The sequence below is a fragment of the Streptomyces sp. NPDC001222 genome, assembly GCF_042896945.1.
GTDB classification, from domain to species: domain Bacteria; phylum Actinomycetota; class Actinomycetes; order Streptomycetales; family Streptomycetaceae; genus Streptomyces; species Streptomyces gibsoniae.
Genome location: NZ_JBIAXT010000003.1, coordinates 177,827 through 197,362, shown reverse-complemented (window position 1 = coordinate 197,362; position 19,536 = coordinate 177,827). Strand labels below are relative to the sequence as shown.

At 71.3% G+C, this 19,536-nt stretch carries 18 protein-coding genes; 12 read left to right on the top strand and 6 right to left on the bottom strand.

The features are described 5' to 3' along the window. Positions 1-237: 237 nt before the first annotated feature. Positions 238-771 carry a hypothetical protein gene (locus ACFY2Z_RS06585; protein ID WP_390743053.1) on the bottom strand — a complete coding sequence of 178 codons (534 nt, stop codon included), beginning with the start codon at positions 769-771 and terminating at the stop codon, positions 238-240. A gap of 362 nt (positions 772-1,133) precedes the next feature. Here ACFY2Z_RS06585 and ACFY2Z_RS06580 point away from each other — a divergent pair, with 362 nt between their 5' ends. After that, positions 1,134-2,906: an acetyl/propionyl/methylcrotonyl-CoA carboxylase subunit alpha gene (locus ACFY2Z_RS06580; protein WP_390743052.1), complete on the top strand. Its 1,773-nt coding sequence runs from the start codon at positions 1,134-1,136 to the stop codon at positions 2,904-2,906. A gap of 355 nt (positions 2,907-3,261) precedes the next feature. Here ACFY2Z_RS06580 and ACFY2Z_RS06575 read toward each other — a convergent pair whose 3' ends face one another. Continuing rightward, positions 3,262-4,227: a DeoR/GlpR family DNA-binding transcription regulator gene (locus ACFY2Z_RS06575; RefSeq protein WP_390743051.1), complete on the bottom strand. Its 966-nt coding sequence runs from the start codon at positions 4,225-4,227 to the stop codon at positions 3,262-3,264. A gap of 180 nt (positions 4,228-4,407) precedes the next feature. Continuing rightward, a complete protein-coding gene (locus ACFY2Z_RS06570) occupies positions 4,408-5,856 on the bottom strand; it encodes an NAD(P)H-quinone dehydrogenase (RefSeq protein WP_390743050.1) in 1,449 nt (482 codons plus the stop codon). A 95-nt stretch (positions 5,857-5,951) separates the two neighbouring features. Between ACFY2Z_RS06570 and ACFY2Z_RS06565 the strand changes: the two genes are divergently transcribed. The 4 genes from ACFY2Z_RS06565 (at position 5,952) to ACFY2Z_RS06550 (ending at position 9,561) form a co-directional block, all read left to right on the top strand. After that, the gene (locus tag ACFY2Z_RS06565; protein WP_390743049.1) at positions 5,952-6,389 is read left to right on the top strand and encodes a gamma-glutamylcyclotransferase; all 438 of its coding nucleotides are present in this window, start codon (positions 5,952-5,954) and stop codon (positions 6,387-6,389) included. A 53-nt stretch (positions 6,390-6,442) separates the two neighbouring features. Then, positions 6,443-6,730 carry a hypothetical protein gene (locus tag ACFY2Z_RS06560; protein ID WP_311701182.1) on the top strand — a complete coding sequence of 96 codons (288 nt, stop codon included), beginning with the start codon at positions 6,443-6,445 and terminating at the stop codon, positions 6,728-6,730. Positions 6,731-6,865: 135 nt separating this feature from the next. After that, entirely contained in the window at positions 6,866-7,690 is an 825-nt protein-coding gene (locus ACFY2Z_RS06555) for a purine-nucleoside phosphorylase (protein WP_311701183.1), read from the top strand. A gap of 239 nt (positions 7,691-7,929) precedes the next feature. Next, positions 7,930-9,561, top strand: a complete 1,632-nt coding sequence (locus tag ACFY2Z_RS06550; protein WP_390743048.1) for a phospho-sugar mutase — start codon at positions 7,930-7,932, stop codon at positions 9,559-9,561. A 507-nt stretch (positions 9,562-10,068) separates the two neighbouring features. On the opposite strand, the gene ACFY2Z_RS06545 is transcribed toward ACFY2Z_RS06550, so the two are convergent. Further along, positions 10,069-10,728, bottom strand: coding sequence for a PH domain-containing protein (locus ACFY2Z_RS06545; protein WP_390743047.1), 660 nt, complete (start codon positions 10,726-10,728; stop codon positions 10,069-10,071). Between the two features lie 128 nt (positions 10,729-10,856). On the opposite strand from ACFY2Z_RS06545, the gene deoC reads away from it, so the two are divergent. Genes deoC through ACFY2Z_RS06530 form a run of 3 tightly spaced genes read left to right on the top strand, consistent with a single transcriptional unit; the run spans position 10,857 to position 14,164 of the window. After that, positions 10,857-11,813 (top strand): deoxyribose-phosphate aldolase, encoded by a 957-nt coding sequence (gene deoC, locus ACFY2Z_RS06540; RefSeq protein WP_390743228.1) that lies wholly within the window; start codon positions 10,857-10,859, stop codon positions 11,811-11,813. A gap of 16 nt (positions 11,814-11,829) precedes the next feature. After that, positions 11,830-13,266, top strand: coding sequence for an aldehyde dehydrogenase family protein (locus ACFY2Z_RS06535; protein WP_390743046.1), 1,437 nt, complete (start codon positions 11,830-11,832; stop codon positions 13,264-13,266). After that, positions 13,259-14,164: an aldehyde dehydrogenase family protein gene (locus ACFY2Z_RS06530; RefSeq protein ID WP_390743045.1), complete on the top strand. Its 906-nt coding sequence runs from the start codon at positions 13,259-13,261 to the stop codon at positions 14,162-14,164. Before ACFY2Z_RS06535 ends, ACFY2Z_RS06530 begins: the two co-directional genes overlap by 8 nt. A 102-nt stretch (positions 14,165-14,266) precedes the next feature. Here the strand turns inward: ACFY2Z_RS06530 and ACFY2Z_RS06525 are convergent, their stop codons facing one another. Then, on the bottom strand, positions 14,267-14,665 hold the full coding sequence (locus tag ACFY2Z_RS06525) for a hypothetical protein (RefSeq protein ID WP_390743044.1): 399 nt from the start codon (positions 14,663-14,665) through the stop codon (positions 14,267-14,269). A 128-nt stretch (positions 14,666-14,793) separates the two neighbouring features. On the opposite strand from ACFY2Z_RS06525, the gene ACFY2Z_RS06520 reads away from it, so the two are divergent. Beyond that, a complete protein-coding gene (locus ACFY2Z_RS06520) occupies positions 14,794-15,432 on the top strand; it encodes a uridine kinase (protein ID WP_390743043.1) in 639 nt (212 codons plus the stop codon). A gap of 189 nt (positions 15,433-15,621) precedes the next feature. Here ACFY2Z_RS06520 and ACFY2Z_RS06515 read toward each other — a convergent pair whose 3' ends face one another. Then, a complete protein-coding gene (locus ACFY2Z_RS06515; protein WP_355921422.1) occupies positions 15,622-16,359 on the bottom strand; it encodes a SigE family RNA polymerase sigma factor in 738 nt (245 codons plus the stop codon). Positions 16,360-16,621: 262 nt separating this feature from the next. Here ACFY2Z_RS06515 and afsQ1 point away from each other — a divergent pair, with 262 nt between their 5' ends. The 3 genes from afsQ1 to ACFY2Z_RS06500 are packed head-to-tail and all read left to right on the top strand — an operon-like array spanning position 16,622 to position 19,469. Next, entirely contained in the window at positions 16,622-17,299 is a 678-nt protein-coding gene (gene afsQ1 / locus ACFY2Z_RS06510) for a two-component system response regulator AfsQ1 (RefSeq protein WP_181923142.1), read from the top strand. Further along, positions 17,296-18,858, top strand: coding sequence for an ATP-binding protein (locus tag ACFY2Z_RS06505; RefSeq protein ID WP_390743042.1), 1,563 nt, complete (start codon positions 17,296-17,298; stop codon positions 18,856-18,858). The genes afsQ1 and ACFY2Z_RS06505 overlap by 4 nt, the downstream gene beginning before the upstream one ends. After that, positions 18,855-19,469 carry a hypothetical protein gene (locus ACFY2Z_RS06500; protein ID WP_390743041.1) on the top strand — a complete coding sequence of 205 codons (615 nt, stop codon included), beginning with the start codon at positions 18,855-18,857 and terminating at the stop codon, positions 19,467-19,469. Before ACFY2Z_RS06505 ends, ACFY2Z_RS06500 begins: the two co-directional genes overlap by 4 nt. Positions 19,470-19,536: the final 67 nt, after the last annotated feature.

Below are 19,536 nucleotides of genomic sequence, written 5' to 3'. Positions count from 1 at the left end.
GCGGGCGCGTGGCGGGCGCGAGCCTCAGGGCGCGACGGGCGCGAGCCCCAAGGCGTGGCGGGCGCGTGGCGGGCGCGAGCCTCAGGGCGCGACGGGCGCGAGCCCCAAGGCGTGGCGGGCGCGTGGCGGGCGCGAGCCTCAGGGCGCGACGGGCACGTGACGGGCGCGAGCCTCAGGGCGCGACGGGCACGAGCCCCAAGGCGACGGGCACGAGCCCCAAGGCGACGGGCGCGAACCTCAAGGCGTGGCGGGCGCGGGTCCGCCGCTCTCCGGCGTCGGTCCGCCCTGCCCCGCCGTCTTCCCCGGAGCGCTCCTGCCGTCCCCAGGACCGCCCTCCCCGGGCCGCGGCCCGGCCTGCCCCTCGCGGTCGCTCCTCGCGCCCGGGCGGTCGTACGTCATGAGGGTGAGCAGTATCAGCCCGAACACGACCATCAGGAACGCGAACGCCCCCCAGCCGACCAGCCCCACCGTGAACGCGGCGAGCACGGCGTGCACCACGGCGGCGCTGATCAGCACGATGCGCCAGAACCCGGACGGTGCGCGGCCGCGCACCGCCACCAGCAGGGCGGCGATCCCGCACAGCGCGAAGTACAGACCGAAGACGACGCCGCCCGCCTTCGACGACGCGGACATCGCATCCGGGTCGAGCCCCGCGAGCGACATGTTCTGCCGGTCCACGACCATGCCCAGGAACCAGTTCAGCAGTCCGATGCCGAACGCCTCCAGAACGAGGACCATCGCCACGATCCATGCCACCGGTCTGCGGACCACCGGCTCCACCCACCTTCGAGCGCGCTGCGTGTTACTCCGAGTACCTTCGAGACATCGCGAACGCTACTAACGGGTAAACCTGGGGACAAGAGGTCCGACGGGGGCAAAGTTTCGTTGGGCCATTAGTAGGGACTCCACAAAGAAACACGACCGGCGGCAGGACTACTTCATAGAGACCTTGACCACACCGGAGGGCTAGGGTTTTCCGGTGGATTCCCATGTCCGGCGGTGCGACAAGGGATTTCACAGGTTGAGTGAGCCTGGTTTCACGCTCCGTGTGGGCAAGCTCACCACTGGGGACGGGTCGAAACGTCGTGTCGGCAGTCCCTAAACTCGGCTTGTTTCAAGGAGAGGGAGCCATCGTGCGCAAGGTGTTGATCGCCAACCGTGGCGAAATCGCTGTCCGTGTCGCCCGGGCCTGCCGTGACGCCGGGATCGCGAGCGTGGCCGTGTACGCCGACCCGGACCGGGACGCCCTGCACGTCCGCGCGGCGGACGAGGCGTTCGCCCTGGGCGGTGACACCCCAGCCACCAGCTACCTGGACATCGAGAAGGTCCTCCAGGCCGCGAAGGACTCCGGAGCGGACGCCGTCCACCCCGGCTACGGCTTCCTCTCCGAGAACGCCCACTTCGCCCAGGCCGTCCTGGACGCCGGGCTGATCTGGATCGGCCCGCCGCCGCAGGCCATCCGAGACCTCGGCGACAAGGTCGCGGCCCGGCACATCGCCCAGCGCGCCGGCGCCCCGCTGGTCGCCGGTACGCCCGATCCGGTGTCCGGTGCCGACGAGGTCGTCGCGTTCGCCGAGGAGCACGGCCTGCCCATCGCCATCAAGGCCGCCTTCGGCGGTGGCGGGCGCGGTCTGAAGGTCGCCCGCACCCTCGAAGAGGTCCCCGAGCTGTACGAGTCCGCGGTCCGCGAGGCGGTGGCCGCCTTCGGCCGCGGCGAGTGCTTCGTCGAGCGCTACCTCGACCGGCCCCGCCATGTGGAGACCCAGTGCCTGGCCGACAGCCACGGCAACGTGGTCGTCGTCTCCACCCGTGACTGTTCGCTGCAGCGCCGCCACCAGAAGCTCGTCGAGGAGGCCCCGGCCCCCTTCCTGAGCCAGGCGCAGATGGACGAGCTGTACGGGGCGTCGAAGGCCATCCTCAAGGAGGCCGGCTACGTCGGCGCGGGCACCGTCGAGTTCCTCGTCGGCAACGACGGCACGATCTCCTTCCTGGAGGTCAACACCCGACTGCAGGTCGAGCACCCGGTCACCGAGGAGGTCGCCGGTATCGACCTGGTCCGCGAGATGTTCCGCATCGCCGACGGCGAGGAGCTGGGCTACGGCGACCCCGAACTGCGCGGTCACTCCTTCGAGTTCCGTATCAACGGCGAGGACCCGGGCCGCAACTTCCTGCCCGCCCCCGGCACGGTGACCCGGTTCGCCCCGCCGTCGGGCCCCGGTGTCCGTCTGGACGCGGGCGTGGAGTCCGGGAGCGTCATCGGCCCGGCGTGGGACTCGCTGCTGGCCAAGCTGATCGTCACGGGCCGCACCCGCAAGGAGGCGCTGGAGCGTGCCTCCCGTGCCCTGGAGGAGTTCCAGGTCGAGGGCATGGCGACGGCGATCCCGTTCCACCGCGCGGTGGTCAAGGACCCGGCGTTCGCCCCCGAACTGACCGGCTCCGACGCGCCGTTCACTGTGCACACCCGGTGGATCGAGACCGAGTTCGTCAACGAGATCAAGCCCTTCACGGCGGTCGCCGACGCGGACGCCGAGGAGGAGCCGGGCCGCGAGACTGTCGTGGTCGAGGTGGGCGGCAAGCGCCTGGAGGTGTCGCTGCCCTCGTCGCTCGGCATGTCCCTGGCCCGCACGGGCCTGGCGGCCGGCGCGAAGCCCAAGCGCCGCGCGGCCAAGAAGTCCGGTCCGGTGGCCTCCGGTGACGCTCTCGCCTCCCCGATGCAGGGCACGATCGTCAAGGTCGCCGTCGAGGAGGGCCAGGAGGTCAAGGAGGGCGACCTGGTCGTCGTCCTTGAGGCGATGAAGATGGAGCAGCCCCTGAACGCGCACCGGGCGGGCACCATCAAGGGCCTCACCGCCGAGATCGGCGCGTCCGTCACCTCCGGCGCCCTGATCTGCGAGATCAAGGACTGACCACCGGTACGACGTACGGGAGCGCCCGGCGGCCGGTCGTCCGGCCTGCCGGGCGCTCCCGTCCGTCGGACGCCGCGGCGACCACTCGGTCGGCTCTGGACAGCAGCGGGCGCGGTTGAACGCGAGCCCCTGATGCTGCGACCGAAGAGGTTCGCCGGCTCGCGACGCCCGGCACGGCTCCAGGGCGTGTTCGAAAGTAGCGTCGTCCGCCCGAAGGGCGGGCCCGCGGCGTCCGGTGCGGCGCATCGCAAGGCGGAGGGTCGTCCGCGTAGTGGGTGTACGCGGCCGATCCCGACAACGCGGCGAGGTGCCGTACCAGACGCCGCGGGCCGGACGGGACTTTCGAAACCCGCCTTTAGCGGCGGCGCAGATCCGCGACCCGTGGCCGCTCTCCCGTCGGCGGCTCACCGAGGACCGTCGCGCTGCGCAACTGCGGGCCGCCCCCGGCGACCTGGCCGCGGCGGGGCCCGGGAAGGGCCACGTCACGGCGTGGCTGACGGCCCGCCGGGGCCGTGTCGCCCCCCGGGGAACCGCCTCCTGACGCCCCGGCGACCGCGATCTGCACGCCCTGATCGGCCAGGGCCTGCAACTCGGTGGCCGCGCGGTCGTCGTGCGGGGGCGGCTCGTCCGTCACCAGCCGGGTGATCAGGTCCGTCGGCACGGTCTGGAACATCGTGTCCGTACCGAGCTTGGTGTGGTCGGCGAGGACGACGACCTCTGCGGCCGCCTGCACCAGCGCACGGTCGACGGAGGCCGACAGCATGTTGGACGTGGACAGCCCGCGCTCGGCGGTGAGCCCACTCCCGGACAGAAAGGCCTTGGAGACCCTCAGACCCTGGAGCGACTGCTCGGCACCGCTGCCGACGAGGGCGTAGTTGGAACCGCGCAGGGTGCCGCCGGTCATCACGACCTCCACGCGATTGGCATGGGCCAACGCCTGGGCCACCAGCAGGGAGTTGGTGACGACGGTCAGCCCGGGTACCCGCGCGAGCCGGCGCGCCAGCTCCTGCGTGGTGGTCCCGGCCCCCACCACGATGGCCTCGCCCTCCTGCACGAGGCCCGCGGCGAGGTCGGCGATGGCGGTCTTCTCGGCGGTCGCGAGATGGGACTTCTGCGGAAAGCCGGACTCCCGCGTGAACCCGCCCGGCAGTACCGCACCGCCGTGCCGGCGGTCGAGGAGTCCTTCTGCCTCCAGCGCGCGCACGTCCCGCCGTACGGTCACTTCGGAGGTCTGGACGACGCGGGCGAGCTCACGGAGCGACACGGCACCGTTCGCTCGCACCATTTCGAGGATCAATTGGCGACGTTCTGCAGCGAACACGAAACTGACAGTAACCCCAACGACCGTCTGCTTTCAGCAGTTTGCGCCGAATAACAGAAGTTGTTCGCACGGCAGGACGGAAAGTGGTATACGTGCCCACTCCCGGCGCCCGTGCCGTACGTGCCGTCGACGATCCCCGCGTCCAGGGCCTGTGACCTGCGGTCACGTCATGAGGGGCCGTCAGGCCTCGATGCCCGCCTTCCGGGTGTGCAACTGCCGTGCCACCTCGGCAATCGAGCCCGACAGGGACGGGTACACGGTGAAGGCGTTCGCGATCTGTTCGACCGTCAGATTGTTGTCGACCGCGATCGAGATGGGATGGATCAGTTCCGACGCGCGCGGTGCGACGACCACGCCGCCGACGACGATCCCGGTGCCGGGCCGGCTGAAGATCTTGACGAAACCGTCCCGGATGCCCTGCATCTTGGCGCGCGGGTTGCGCAGCAGGGGCAGCTTGACCACCCGGGCGTCGATCTTGCCCGCGTCCACATCGGCCTGCGTGTAGCCGACGGTGGCGATCTCGGGGTCGGTGAAGACGTTCGAGGAGACGGTCTTCAGATTGAGCGGGGCCACCGCGTCGCCGAGGAAGTGGTACATGGCGATGCGTCCCTGCATGGCGGCGACCGACGCGAGGGCGAAGACACCGGTGACGTCACCGGCGGCGTACACGCCCGGAGCCGTCGTACGGGAGACCTTGTCGGTCCATATGTGACCGGACTCGCGCAGCTTGACGCCGGCCTCCTCCAGGCCCATCCCGCTGCTGTTGGGTATCGCGCCGACCGCCATGAGGCAGTGCGAGCCGGTGATCACGCGGCCGTCGGCGAGCGTGACCTCGACCCGGTCGCCGACCCGCTTGGCGGACTGCGCACGCGAGCGGGCCATGACGTTCATGCCCCGGCGCCGGAAGACGTCCTCCAGGACGGCGGCGGCGTCGGGGTCCTCGCCGGGCAGCACACGGTCGCGCGAGGAGACGAGGGTGACCTTGGAGCCGAGCGCCTGGTAAGCGCCGGCGAACTCGGCACCGGTGACACCGGAACCGACGACGATGAGCTCCTCGGGCAGCTCGTCGAGGTCGTAGACCTGGGTCCAGTTGAGGATGCGCTCCCCGTCCGGCTGGGCGTCGGGCAGCTCGCGCGGGTGACCGCCGGTGGCGATGAGCACGGCGTCGGCGGTGAGGGTCTCCTCGCTGCCGTCCGCGGCCCGTACGACGACCTTGCGCGACCCGTCCAGGGCCTGCATGCCCTCCAGCCGGCCGCGGCCGCGCACGACCCGGGCGCCGGCGCGCGTGACGGACGCGGTGATGTCGTGGGACTGGGCGAGCGCGAGGCGCTTCACCCGTCGGTTGACCTTCCCGAGATCGACGCCGACGACCCGGGCGGCCTGCTCCAGGGGCGGGGTGTCGTCCGCGACGATGATGCCCAGCTCCTGGTACGACGAGTCGAAGGTGGTCATCACCTCGGCCGTCGCGATGAGGGTCTTCGACGGCACGCAGTCGGTCAGCACCGACGCCCCGCCGAGACCGTCGCAGTCGACGACGGTCACCTCCGCGCCGAGCTGTGCGGCCACCAGAGCCGCTTCGTATCCGCCGGGTCCGCCGCCGATGATCACGATCCGAGTCACGTACCCCATTGTCCCGCACGTTCGGGGTGCGTCTCCTCCGGGGGCGGCCGCTGGTACTTCTGTTACAGAAGTGGCCGTCGAGACGCTGTCGTACCCTCGTCTCCATGTCGCTCTACGCCGCGTACGCCGGCAACCTCGACGCGCGGCTGATGACCCGCCGCGCACCCCATTCGCCGATGCGCGCCACCGGCTGGCTCGACGGCTGGCGGCTGACCTTCGGGGGCGAGCACATGGGCTGGGAGGGCGCCCTCGCGACGATCGTCGAGGACCCGCTGTCGCAGGTCTTCGTCGCGCTGTACGACATCGCGCCCATGGACGAGGACTCCCTGGACCGCTGGGAGGGCGTGGGCCTCGACATATACCGCCGGCTACGGGTCCGCGTGCACACACTGGAGGGCGAGGAGTCGGCCTGGGCCTACGTCCTGAACGGCTACGAGGGCGGCCTTCCGTCGGCCCGCTACCTGGGCGAGGTCGCGGACGCGGCGGAGTCGGCCGGGGCGCCACACGATTACGTGATGGAGCTGCGCAAGCGGCCCTGCTGACCAGGCCCCGTACCTACACTCGAGTGCAGCGGACGCATGAACGGGAGAGCGCCATGACCGGCGGCACGCGCACCTACCAGGTCTTCTACACCGAGCAGGCCGCCACGGTCCGTGACCGCCTCGACGACCGGCAGCGGGCCGCGTTCGACAAGGGCATCGCCGTGCTGGCCCGCGACCCCTTCCTCCCCGCGTCCCGCGCCATAAGCTCCACGGGTGACGACCGCACGGTCCGGCTCACCCAGAACATCCTGGTCGAGTACACGATCAGCCTGGGCCGCCTGCTGGTCTTCATCGTCGAGGTCTTCAACGACAAGGACGTCGTCATCGCGGACGAGGACTGACCGGCCCTGCCACCGGGTCTCCCGGCCCCCGAGCTCCCCCGGCCCTCTCTTCGTGGGAAACGACAAGACAACGATCGCATTCCCGTGACCTCCGTCATCTACGCGCGTAGGCCGGAACCGGCTACCCTCTTGCGCGTGAACGCATCTCTTCTTCCGGACGACATCCAGGGCGACCCCTACGCCGCCGCCGACACCGCCGCCGCGCGCCTGCGGGAGCTCACCGGTGCCGAGACCCACGACGTCGCCCTCGTGATGGGCTCCGGCTGGGCGCCGGCCGTCGATGCCCTCGGTGAGGCCGAGGCCGAGTTCCCCGTCACCGAGCTGCCCGGCTTCCCGCCGCCGGCCGTCGAGGGACACGGCGGCAAGATCCGCTCGTACAAGCTCGGCGACAAGCGCGCCCTGGTCTTCCTGGGCCGCACGCACTACTACGAGGGCCGCGGCGTGGCCGCCGTCGCGCACGGCGTCCGCACCGCCGTCGCCGCCGGCGCCAAGACGATCGTCCTCACCAACGGGTGCGGCGGTCTGCGCGAGACCATGCGTCCCGGCCAGCCGGTCCTGATCAGCGACCACATCAACCTGACTGCGACCTCCCCGATCGTCGGCGCCAACTTCGTCGACCTGACCGACCTGTACTCGCAGCGCCTGCGCACCCTGTGCAAGGAGATCGACCCCTCCCTCGAAGAGGGCGTCTACGCGCAGTTCACCGGCCCGCACTACGAGACGCCGGCGGAGATCCGCATGGCCCGCACCATCGGCGCGGACCTGGTGGGCATGTCCACGGTTCTCGAGGCGATCGCCGCACGCGAGGCGGGCGCCGAGGTCCTCGGCATCTCCCTGGTCACGAACCTTGCCGCCGGTATGACGGGCGAGCCGCTGAACCACGAGGAGGTCCTCCAGGCGGGCCGCGACAGCGCCGCGCGCATGGGGACCCTGCTCGCCCAGGTGCTGAACCGCCTGTAGGACACCACCGGCACCCCGGCACCTACGGTCGTCCCCGGGCCCGCCCACCGGGGCCCGAGCGGGAAGAGGATGCGGCACACCACCCCCGCCCGGTCGCTCGCCCCCCGAGGGCGAACGACCGGGCGGGGGTACCCGTCCTCACCGGCGGGTGCCCCGCGGGCCCTCGGGCGTTTCCGACGGGTCCCCGCGGGCGATGCCACCCATGCCCCCACTGACACACAACGAGAGGTTGACCCGACGTGCAGGACGAACTCATCGCACGGGCCCAGGCGTGGCTGGCCGAGGACCCCGACGCGGAGACCCGTGAGGAGCTCGCCAAGCTCATCGACGCCGGGGACCACGCCGAGCTCGCCGCACGTTTCGGCGGCACCCTCCAGTTCGGCACCGCCGGACTCCGCGGCGAACTGGGCGCCGGCCCCATGCGCATGAACCGCTCGGTGGTCATCCGCGCCGCCGCCGGTCTCGCCGCGGACCTCAAGTCCAAGGGCCAGGGCGACGGCCTCGTGGTCATCGGCTACGACGCCCGCCACAAGTCCGCCGACTTCGCCCGGGACACCGCGGCCGTCATGACGGGCGCGGGTCTGCGCGCGGCCGTCCTGCCCCGCCCGCTGCCCACCCCCGTGCTCGCCTTCGCCATCCGGCACCTCGGCGCGGTCGCCGGCGTGGAGGTCACCGCCAGCCACAACCCGCCCCGCGACAACGGCTACAAGGTCTACCTCGGCGACGGCTCCCAGATCGTGCCCCCCGCCGACGCCGAGATCGCGGCCGAGATCGACGCGGTCACCACCCTCACCGCCGTCCCGCGCCCCGAGTCCGGCTGGGAGGTGCTGGACGACAGCGTCCTCGACGCCTATCTGGCCCGTACGGACGCCGTCCTGTCCGACGGCTCCCCGCGCACCGCCCGCACGGTCTACACGGCGATGCACGGCGTGGGCAAGGACGTCCTCCTCGCCGCGTTCGCCCGGGCCGGTTTCCCCGCTCCGGTGCTGGTCGCCGAGCAGGCGGAACCCGACCCGGACTTCCCGACCGTCGCCTTCCCCAACCCGGAAGAGCCGGGCGCCATGGACCTCGCCTTCGCGCAGGCCCGCGCGACGGATCCCGACCTCGTGATCGCCAACGACCCCGACGCCGACCGCTGCGCCGTCGCCGTCAAGGACGGCGCCGACTGGCGCATGCTGCGCGGCGACGAGGTGGGCGCCCTGCTCGCCACGCACCTGGTCCACCGCGGGGTCAGCGGCACGTTCGCCGAGTCGATCGTCTCCTCGTCCCTCCTCGGCCGTATCGCCGAGAAGGCGGGCCTGCCCTACGAGGAGACCCTCACCGGCTTCAAGTGGATCGCCCGCGTGGACGGTCTGCGCTACGGCTACGAGGAGGCGCTCGGCTACTGCGTCGACCCGGACGGCGTACGGGACAAGGACGGGATCACCGCCGCCCTGCTGATCACCGAGCTCGCCTCACAGCTGAAGTCGGAGGGCCGTACCCTCCTCGACCTCCTGGACGACCTCGCCGTCGAGCACGGCCTGCACGCCACGGACCAGCTCTCGGTCCGCGTCGAGGACCTGTCGGTCATCGCGAACGCGATGCGGCGCCTGCGCGAGGAGCCCCCGACCCGTCTCGCGGGCCTTCCCGTCACCCGCTCGGAGGACCTCACCAAGGGCACGGACAAGCTCCCGCCCACCGACGGTCTGCGCTACACACTCGACGGCGCCCGCGTCGTCGTCCGCCCCAGCGGCACCGAGCCCAAACTGAAGTGCTACCTGGAGGTCGTGGTCCCGGTCGGCTCGCACGCCGACCTGCCCGGCGCGCGCGCCCAGGCGGCCGAGCGCCTCGCGGCGATCAAGCGGGACCTGTCGGAGGCGGCCGGCATCTGACCCACGGGGAGCCCGTCGGCTTGGCCTACTCCGACGCGTACATGACCCCCGTCTGGACGAGTGCTCCCTGAATTCACCGGGATCTGGGGTGTCGCATGCTTCCCGGTTGTCCGTTCCGAGCACTCGGGGGCGCATGGTGGAAACGCAGTGCGGATGTGCTCCTCGCCCCCCTTGGGCACCTCCGTACCGGCGTCCCGCGCCCCCCTTCAGGGATGCCATGCCCGGCCGGTCACGCGGCCCAGAACCGCCTGAGGTCACTGAGCCCGTGCCCGGCCTTTCCGCATGCCCTGCGCGGCTCAAACCGCCGGGGTGGGCGTGGCCGCGACGGTGCCCGTCTCGGCGGGGGCCGGCGCGGTGCTGCGCCCCGAAAAGGACGGCGCGGGTCGCCCACGTGGGGCGGCCCGGCGCCGAACAGAAAGGTACGGGCCACCGACAGCCGTGACCTCGGCCGGCGAACCCCGTTGCCGCGGGCGAGCCGGGCGCGGGGGCGGACGCCGGCCGCCGTGCTCAGCCGATCGCCAGCAGGATCGCCAGCAGTACCGCCCCCGCCACCGCCGGGGCGATCACCTCGTAGGCCCAGCGGACGGCCGGCTCGCCCTGGGCGCGTTCGGAGTTCTGGTGGGCCTCGGCGAGCTCGCGCAGATCGTCCATGACCTTGTCGGGCTGAGCGCGCGGGGGCTCGCTCGGGACGGCCGACGGCTGCTGCGAGAAGAGGCGCCCCCGGCCGCTCGGCGGCGCGGTCGCCCGGGTCTGCTGCCGGGCCGCCTTCTTGCGCCCCCGCAGGGACACGGGCACCGCCCAGAGCTGGTACTTGGCCCCGGCGTCGGTGACGGCCTCGTTGGAGTAGCCGGAGCGGAGCGCCGCGACCGCGCCCCAGGGGAGCACGATGACGCGGAAGGGGTTGCGGATGCGCAGCCGCTCGTCGTTCGCGTAGACGGCCGGGCGCATGGTGAAGGCGACGACCAGCGGGATCAGCAGGAGCATGGCAGCAAGCGCCAGCCAGGGGGTGTGGCCGTGACCCTTGACCACCGCGTCGATGCCGAGCCAGAGGATGATGGCGAGCAGCAGCACGCCGGCCGCGATACCACCGGAGGACCGGTGGACCTGGTCCTGGAACTCGGAGGCCGAGGGGTCCGGCGTGGGTGGCCGGCCGTCAGGGGTCGTCATGGCCCCGATTGTGCCCGACGCCCGTGCGGAAGCTCGTACCCAGGTGCCGGACCCGGGTGCCGAAAGCAACCCCGACCGCCCGGGGGGTGTACAGCCGCTACGCGCGTAGATATGCTCATCTGGTGACCATGCCCACCCATGCCCCAGCACACTCGCTCTCAGACGTCACCGCGTCCGACAGCACGCTGCGCCGCTTCCTCCACGGGCTGCCCGGCGTCGACGCGGTCGGCCTGGAGGCGCGCGCCGCCTCGCTCGGCACCCGTTCCATCAAGACCACCGCGAAGGCGTACGCCATCGACCTCGCCATCTCGATGGTCGACCTGACGACGCTGGAAGGCGCGGACACCCCGGGCAAGGTCCGGGCGCTCGGCGCCAAGGCGGTCCACCCCGACCCCACGGACCGTACGACCCCCACGACCGCCGCCGTCTGCGTCTACCCCGACATGGTGGCCGTGGCCAAGGAGGCCGTCGCGGGCTCCGGTGTCAAGGTCGCGTCCGTCGCCACCGCCTTCCCGGCGGGCCGTGTCGCGCTGGACGTGAAGCTGGCCGACGTGCGTGAGGCCGTGGCCGCGGGCGCCGACGAGATCGACATGGTCATCGACCGCGGGGCGTTCCTCGCGGGCAGGTACCTGAAGGTGTACGACGAGATCGTCGCCGTGAAGGAGGCCTGCGGGACGAGCGCCCGGCTGAAGGTGATCTTCGAGACGGGCGAGCTGTCCACGTACGACAACATCCGGCGGGCCAGCTGGCTCGGCATGCTGGCGGGCGCGGACTTCATCAAGACCTCGACCGGCAAGGTCGCCGTCAACGCGACCCCGGCCAACACCCTCCTCATGCTGGAGGCCGTCCGCGACTTCCGCGCCCAGACCGGCGTCCATGTCGGCGTGAAGCCCGCCGGCGGCATCCGTACCAGCAAGGACGCCATCAAGTTCCTGGTCCTCGTCAACGAGACGGCCGGCCCGGACTGGCTGGACAACCACTGGTTCCGCTTCGGCGCCTCCTCGCTCCTGAACGATCTGCTGATGCAGCGTCAGAAGCTGGCCACCGGCCGCTACTCCGGCCCCGACTACGTGACGGTGGACTGAGACCCTCATGGAAAACGTGTCATCCGCATTCGAGTACGCCCCGGCACCCGAGTCCCGCTCGGTCGTCGACATCGCGCCCTCCTACGGCCTGTTCATCGACGGTGAGTTCACCGAGGCGGCCGACGGCAAGGTCTTCAAGACCATCAGCCCGTCCTCCGAGGAGGTCCTCTCCGAGGTCGCCCAGGCAGGCGAGGCCGACGTCGACCGCGCGGTCAAGGCCGCCCGCAAGGCCTTCGAGAAGTGGTCGGCGCTGCCCGGCTCCGAGCGCGCCAAGTACCTGTTCCGCATCGCCCGCGTCATCCAGGAGCGCAGCCGCGAGCTGGCCGTCCTGGAGACTCTGGACAACGGCAAGCCGATCAAGGAGACCCGCGACGCCGACCTCCCCCTGGTCGCCGCGCACTTCTTCTACTACGCCGGCTGGGCCGACAAACTGGAGCACGCGGGCTTCGGCCGCAACCCGCGGCCGCTGGGCGTCGCGGGCCAGGTCATCCCCTGGAACTTCCCGCTGCTGATGCTGGCGTGGAAGATCGCCCCGGCGCTCGCGACCGGCAACACGGTCGTCCTGAAGCCCGCCGAGACCACCCCCCTGTCCGCCCTGTTCTTCGCGGACATCTGCCGCCAGGCGGGCCTGCCCAAGGGCGTCGTCAACATCCTTCCCGGCTACGGCGACACGGGCGCTGCGCTCGTCGCCCACCCGGACGTGAACAAGGTCGCCTTCACCGGCTCCACGGCCGTCGGCAAGCAGATCGCACGCACGGTCGCGGGCACGAAGAAGAAGGTCACCCTCGAACTGGGCGGCAAGGGCGCCAACATCGTCTTCGACGACGCCCCGATCGACCAGGCCGTCGAGGGCATCGTGAGCGGCATCTTCTTCAACCAGGGCCAGGTCTGCTGCGCGGGCTCCCGCCTCCTGGTCCAGGAGTCGATCCAGGACGAGCTGCTGGACTCCCTCAAGCGGCGGCTGTCGACGCTCCGCCTCGGCGACCCGCTCGACAAGAACACCGACATCGGCGCGATCAACTCCGCCGAGCAGCTGGCCCGGATCACCGCGCTCGCCGAGCAGGGCGAGGCGGAGGGCGCCGAGCGCTGGTCCCCGGCCTGCGAACTCCCCTCCTCCGGGTACTGGTTCGCGCCGACGCTCTTCACCAACGTCACCCAGGCGCACACCATCGCCCGTGACGAGATCTTCGGCCCGGTGCTCTCGGTCCTCAGCTTCCGCACCCCGGACGAGGCCGTCGCCAAGGCGAACAACACCCAGTACGGCCTGTCCGCCGGTATCTGGACGGAGAAGGGCTCCAGGATCCTGGCCGTCGCGAACAAGCTGCGCGCGGGTGTCGTCTGGTCCAACACGTTCAACAAGTTCGACCCGACCTCGCCGTTCGGCGGTTACAAGGAGTCGGGCTTCGGCCGCGAGGGCGGCCGCCACGGCCTGGAGGCGTACCTCGATGTCTGAGAAGACCGAGAAGACCGAGCAGCGGCTGTCGGTCTTCAAGACCTACAAGCTGTACGTCGGCGGGAAGTTCCCGCGTTCCGAGAGCGGCCGGGTGTACGAGGTGACGGACTCCAAGGGCAACTGGCTGGCGAACGCCCCGCAGTCGTCCCGCAAGGACGCCCGTGACGCCGTGGTCGCCGCGCGCAAGGCGTTCGGCGGCTGGTCGGGCGCGACGGCGTACAACCGCGGCCAGATCCTCTACCGCATCGCCGAGATGCTGGAGGGACGGCGCGAGCAGTTCGTACGCGAAGTGGCCGACGCGGAGGGCCTGTCGAAGGCGAAGGCGGCGGCGGTCGTCGACGCGGCGATCGACCGCTGGGTCTGGTACGCGGGCTGGACCGACAAGATCGCCCAGGTGGTCGGCGGCGGCAACCCGGTCGCGGGCCCGTTCTTCAACCTGTCCAGCCCCGAACCGACGGGTGTGGTCGCGGTCCTCGCGCCGCAGGATTCGTCCTTCCTGGGCCTGATCTCGGTGGTCGCCCCGGTGATCGCGACCGGCAACACCGCCGTCGTGATCGCGAGCGAGAAGTCCCCGCTCCCGGCGCTCTCGCTCGGCGAGGTGCTGGCCACCTCCGATCTGCCCGGCGGGGTCGTCAACGTCCTCTCCGGCCGTACGGCGGAGATCGCGGCGCCGCTCGCCGCGCACCAGGACGTCAACGCGATCGACCTCGCGGGTGCCGACGAGGACCTGGCGAAGGAGCTGGAGATCGCGGCTGCGGACAACCTGAAGCGTGTTCTTCGTCCACAGGCTGTGGATTACTTCGAGACTCCGGGCATCGAGCGCCTGACGGCCTTCCTGGAGACGAAGACGGTCTGGCACCCGACGGGTTCGCTGGGCGCGTCCGGCTCGTCGTACTGACGCCGGCCCGAAGAGCGAGCAGCGCCTCGACAGCGGAGCCGCGCTTCCCCGCCGTCTCGGGGAAGCGCGGCTCCGCGTCGTCCGGCCGTCCTCGAAGGAGGCTCAGCGCACCGCGTGGAGCACCTGTCCGACGACCGGCACGCTGCCGAGCGACTGCGCCTCGGCCACCGGACGGGTCAGGCCCTGCGAGGCCAGCGGCTTGAAGTCGGCGACCTGCGTGGTGAGGCCGTTGTCCAGCGGATCCACACCCGTGCCCGCCAGCGGGTTGGGCTTGAGGTTCGCGAGCGGCCCGGAGACCTGACCCACGACCCCGGTCAGCTCCGGCAGCGCCTGCCGGCCTGCCTGGTCGAGCGACACGGGCCGGGTGCGCATCACATCGAGAACCGGGGCGCTCTCCGCCGACGCCGCTGCCGCGCCCGCCCCCAGCGCGGCACCCGCGGTCGCGATGAGGACGAGAGCGCGCCGAGCGGTCGGGTTCTTGGGGGAGGCGTGTCGTGCCATGGCTGCTGCCACCTTTTCACTGCGTAGAGTAATGCTGTCGACACGCAGGGTAGTTGAGGTGTGATGTGCGCTCCAAGGTCGACCCGCGGGGTCGGCACGGTGTACGGAATGCGTCAGACTGGTGTCTCGTGAGTCTCCATCCTCCGGCCCCCGCCCGCGTCGTGCTGCTGTGCGGCCCCTCCGGCTCCGGCAAGTCCCTTGTCGCCGAACTGTCCGGGCTGCCCGTCCTGCGCCTCGACGACTTCTACAAGGAAGGCGACGACCCGACGCTGCCCCTGGTGAAGGGGAGTTCGGACATCGACTGGGACCATCCGCAGTCGTGGGACGAGGACGTCGCGGTCGCGGCCATCGCCGAACTGTGCGCCACGGGCCGTACGAGGGTGCCCGTGTACGACATCGCGCTGAGCGCCCGTACGGGCGAGGAGGCGCTGGAGATCGACCGTACGCCGGTGTTCATCGCGGAGGGCATCTTCGCCGCCGAGGTCGTGGAGCGCTGCCGTGAACTGGGCCTGCTCGCCGACGCGCTGTGCCTGACCCGCGGGCCCCTCACCACGTTCCGCCGCCGTTTCCTGCGCGATCTCAAGGAGGGCCGCAAGTCGGTCCCGTTCCTGCTGCGCCGTGGCTGGCGGCTGATGCGCGCGGAGCGGTCGATCGTCGCCCGCCAGACGGCTCTCGGCGCGTATGCCTGCGACCGGGACGAGGCGCTGAGCCGGCTCGCCGCGGCGGCGGCGGGCCGCCGGACCCCGGCCAAGGCAGCGGCGGCCTAGCCGTCCTGCGACAGGCGCCACCCGCACCACGAGAAGCGGGACCGGACGGACCCCCCGGCCCTCCGGTCCCGCTCCCTTGTGCTCCCCCGTGCTCTTGCGGTTCCCCCCCAGGTACCGCTCCCCCGTTGCTCCCCCGCGACGACACTCCCCCGTGTCACGCGGCGGACTTCCCCCGTGTCCCCCCGCCCCTCAGGCGACAAGCTCCCCGAAGGACTCCTCCAGGTCCCGGCCGAAGCTCAGGACCTCGTCGTCGCGCAGCCGGCGGAGCGACCGCCAGATGCTGGACTTCACCGTGCCGACGCTGATGTCGAGGATCTCCGCGATCTCCGGGTCCGTGCGGCCCTCGTAGTAGCGCAGGACCAGCATGGTGCGCTGGAGTTCCGGCAGCCGGGCGAGCGCCTGCCACAGGACGGCGCGCAGCTCGGTGCCGCGCATCGCGTCCGTGTCGCCGGCGGTCTCCGGCAGCTCCTCGGTCGGGTACTCGTTCAGCTTGCGGCGGCGCCACGCGCTGATGTGCAGATTGGTCATCGTCCGCCGCAGATAGCCCCCCACGGCGGCCTTGTCACTGATCCGGTCCCACGCCCGGTACGTCGAGAACAGCGCGCTCTGCAGCAGGTCCTCGGCCTCGAAGCGGTCTCCGGTCAGGTGGTAGGCGGTGGCGTACAGGGAGGCGCGGCGCTCCTCGACGTAGGCGGTGAACTCCGCCTCCGTCACGGAGCGACGCTCCCCCGATGCCTCCCCGTACGCAGCTCCCCCGTGCGCTTCCCCCGTGTGCGCGTCAACCACCGTCATATACGCGGTGTGCTGACGTCCGGCGCCGCGAGCGCACCCCCGCCCGCTCACGACACCGGACTTCTCGGTGTGCCGGGTCACGTCGTGGAGACGCGTGACAACTGCGCCCGTGCTGGTGCTGTGCAGCGTGTTCATCCCGCGCCCCCCGTCGTGGAGTCCCGTACTTCCGTGCGGCCTTGCTTGTGTCGAAAAGCTTGCCCGGGCCACTTCATGGCCGTGTCCGCCGACTGTCACAGACCTGTCACAGGGCCCCTCCCCAGCCGTGGCACAGCGTCGTCACAGAGAAGAGTCGTACGGCTACGCACGCGCACCGCCGCCGCGCGTCCCGGGCACGCGGGGACAGCGGGGGCGCTCCAGCAGTCGAAAGACAGCCGCGGCATGGGCCAGAATGGCCCCCGTGCCTTCCCTGTTGCTGATCGAGGACGACGACGCCATCCGAACGGCCCTGGAGCTCTCACTGACGCGCCAGGGACACCGTGTGGCCACCGCTGCCACCGGAGAGGACGGCCTGAAGCTGCTGCGTGAGCAGCGGCCGGATCTGATCGTGCTGGACGTCATGCTGCCCGGCATCGACGGTTTCGAGGTGTGCCGGCGCATCCGGCGCACCGACCAGCTGCCGATCATCCTGCTCACCGCGCGCAGCGACGACATCGACGTCGTGGTCGGGCTGGAGTCCGGCGCCGACGACTATGTCGTCAAGCCGGTGCAGGGCCGGGTCCTCGACGCCCGGATCCGGGCGGTGCTGCGGCGCGGCGAGCGGGAGTCCAGCGACTCGGCGACCTTCGGCAACGTCGTCATCGACCGGTCGGCGATGACGGTCACCAAGAACGGCGAGGATCTTCAACTCACCCCGACCGAGCTGCGGTTGCTGCTGGAGCTGAGCCGGCGGCCGGGCCAGGCCCTGTCCCGGCAGCAGTTGCTGCGTCTGGTGTGGGAGCACGACTACCTGGGCGACTCGCGGCTCGTCGACGCGTGTGTCCAGCGGCTGCGTGCCAAGGTCGAGGACGTGCCGTCGTCCCCCACGCTGATCCGTACGGTCCGCGGTGTCGGCTACCGGCTGGACGCCCCTCAGTGACCGATCCGCACAGGGGACTCCGCGGCTGGGCCGCGGCACGCAGGGCCGTACAGTCACGCCTGCGCTTCACCAGCCTCCGACTGCGCCTGGTCGTGGTCTTCGGTCTCGTCGCGCTGACCGCCGCGGTGTCGGCCTCCGCCATCGCGTACTGGCTCAACCGCGAGGCCGTGCTCACCCGCACCCAGGACGCGGTGCTGCGCGACTTCCAGCAGGAGATGCAGAACCGGGCGAGTTCGCTGCCGGTGCACCCCACCCGGGACCAGTTGCAGCACACCGCCGGGCAGATGGCGAACAGCAGCCAGCGCTTCAGCGTGCTGCTGATCGCCCAGGACGAGCACGGCAGGACCGTGACCGGCAACTCCGACCTGGACACCTTCACGCTTCAGGACGTGCCCGCCTCGCTGCGCAAGGCCGTCGACAAGCAGCAGAAGTCGTCGGGCGGCAAGGACACCTACCACCTGTACTGGCAGCGGGTCATCGAGGACGACAAGCCGTATCTGGTGGGCGGTGCCAAGGTCATAGGCGGCGGCCCGACCGGCTACATGCTCAAGTCCCTGGAGCCGGAGGCGAAGGACCTCAACTCGCTGGCCTGGTCGCTCGGTATCGCCACCGGTCTGGCGCTGATCGGCTCGGCGCTGCTCGCGCAGGCCGCCGCCACGACCGTGCTGAAGCCCGTGCACCGCCTCGGCATCGCGGCCCGGCGGCTGGGCGAGGGCAAGCTGGACACCCGGCTGCGGGTGTCGGGGACCGACGAACTGGCCGAGCTGTCCCGGACGTTCAACCGTGCCGCCGAGTCCCTGGAGAAGACGGTCGCGGACATGAGCGCCCGTGAGGAGGCGTCCCGGCGCTTCGTCGCCGACATGTCGCACGAGCTGCGTACGCCGCTCACCGCGATCACGGCCGTCACCGAGGTCCTGGAGGAGGAGCTGGACGCGGAGTCGGGCGGTATCGATCCCATGATCGAGCCGGCCGTGCGGCTGGTGGTCAGCGAGACCCGGCGGCTGAACGACCTCGTCGAGAACCTCATGGAGGTCACCCGGTTCGACGCCGGAACGGCCCGGCTGGTCCTGGACTACGTGGACATCGCCGACCAGATCACCGCGTGCATCGACGCCCGCGCCTGGCTGGACGCCGTCGACCTGGACGCCGAACGCGGCATCATGTCCCGCCTCGACCCGCGCCGGCTCGACGTGATCCTGGCCAATCTGATCGGCAACGCGCTCAAGCACGGCGGATCGCCGGTCCGGGTGTCGGTGCGCGAGGAGGGCGAGGAACTGGTCATCAGCGTGCGGGACCACGGTCCGGGCATCCCGGAGGACGTCCTGCCGCACGTCTTCGACCGCTTCTACAAGGCGAGCGCCTCGCGGCCGCGCTCCGAGGGCAGCGGTCTCGGCCTGTCCATCGCGATGGAGAACGCGCACATCCACGGCGGGGAGATCACCGCAGCCAACTCCCCCGAGGGCGGGGCCGTGTTCACGCTGCGGCTGCCGCGTGACGCGTCGCCGCTGGTCGAGGAGGAGCTGCGGAACGGCAACGGCACCAAGGGGAACGCCCGATGAGCATACGAGGCGGACGTCCCTGGCTCGCCACCGCGCTGATGGCCACGCTGCTGTCCGGCTGCGGCATCCGCGCCACCCAGGTGCCGACGGACTTCGGTCCCGCACCGTCCCGGATGCCCTGCGCACTGTCCGGCACGGACGCGTCGGCGCAGGCGGGCCGCGGCATTCCGGTCCAGGTGTTCCTGCTGTGCGCAGCGCAGCTGGTGACCGTGGACCGTTTCGTACGCATCCCGGACGGCACCGTGGAGGCGGAGCGCCGGGTGCTGGTCGCACAGGGGCTGCTCGACCAGCTCGCCGTGCAGCCGTCGCCCGCGGAGAAGCAGGCTGGGTACACGACGGACGTGACCGACGGGATCAAGGTCAGCGGTCCGCGCGGCAAGGACCCGTCGGACACGTTCCGGCTGAGCACCCGCCCCGAGAGCCTCACCTCGTACGCCCTCGGCCAGATCGTCTGTACGTTCGCCGACTCGGAGGCGACCACCGCCGACGACGGCAGTGTCATGCTCGGCGGCCCGGACGCCCAGCCGCTGCGCCGCTACCAGTGCACGGCCGACGTGCGCTCCCGTCCCGGCGCCGTGGCACCGCCGTCGACGGGGGTCTCCGACGGGTGAGCCTCGAGGGCGCCGACGCCGCCGGTGCCCCCGAGGCTGACGGCAAAAATGCGTCAGGGGAACCGAT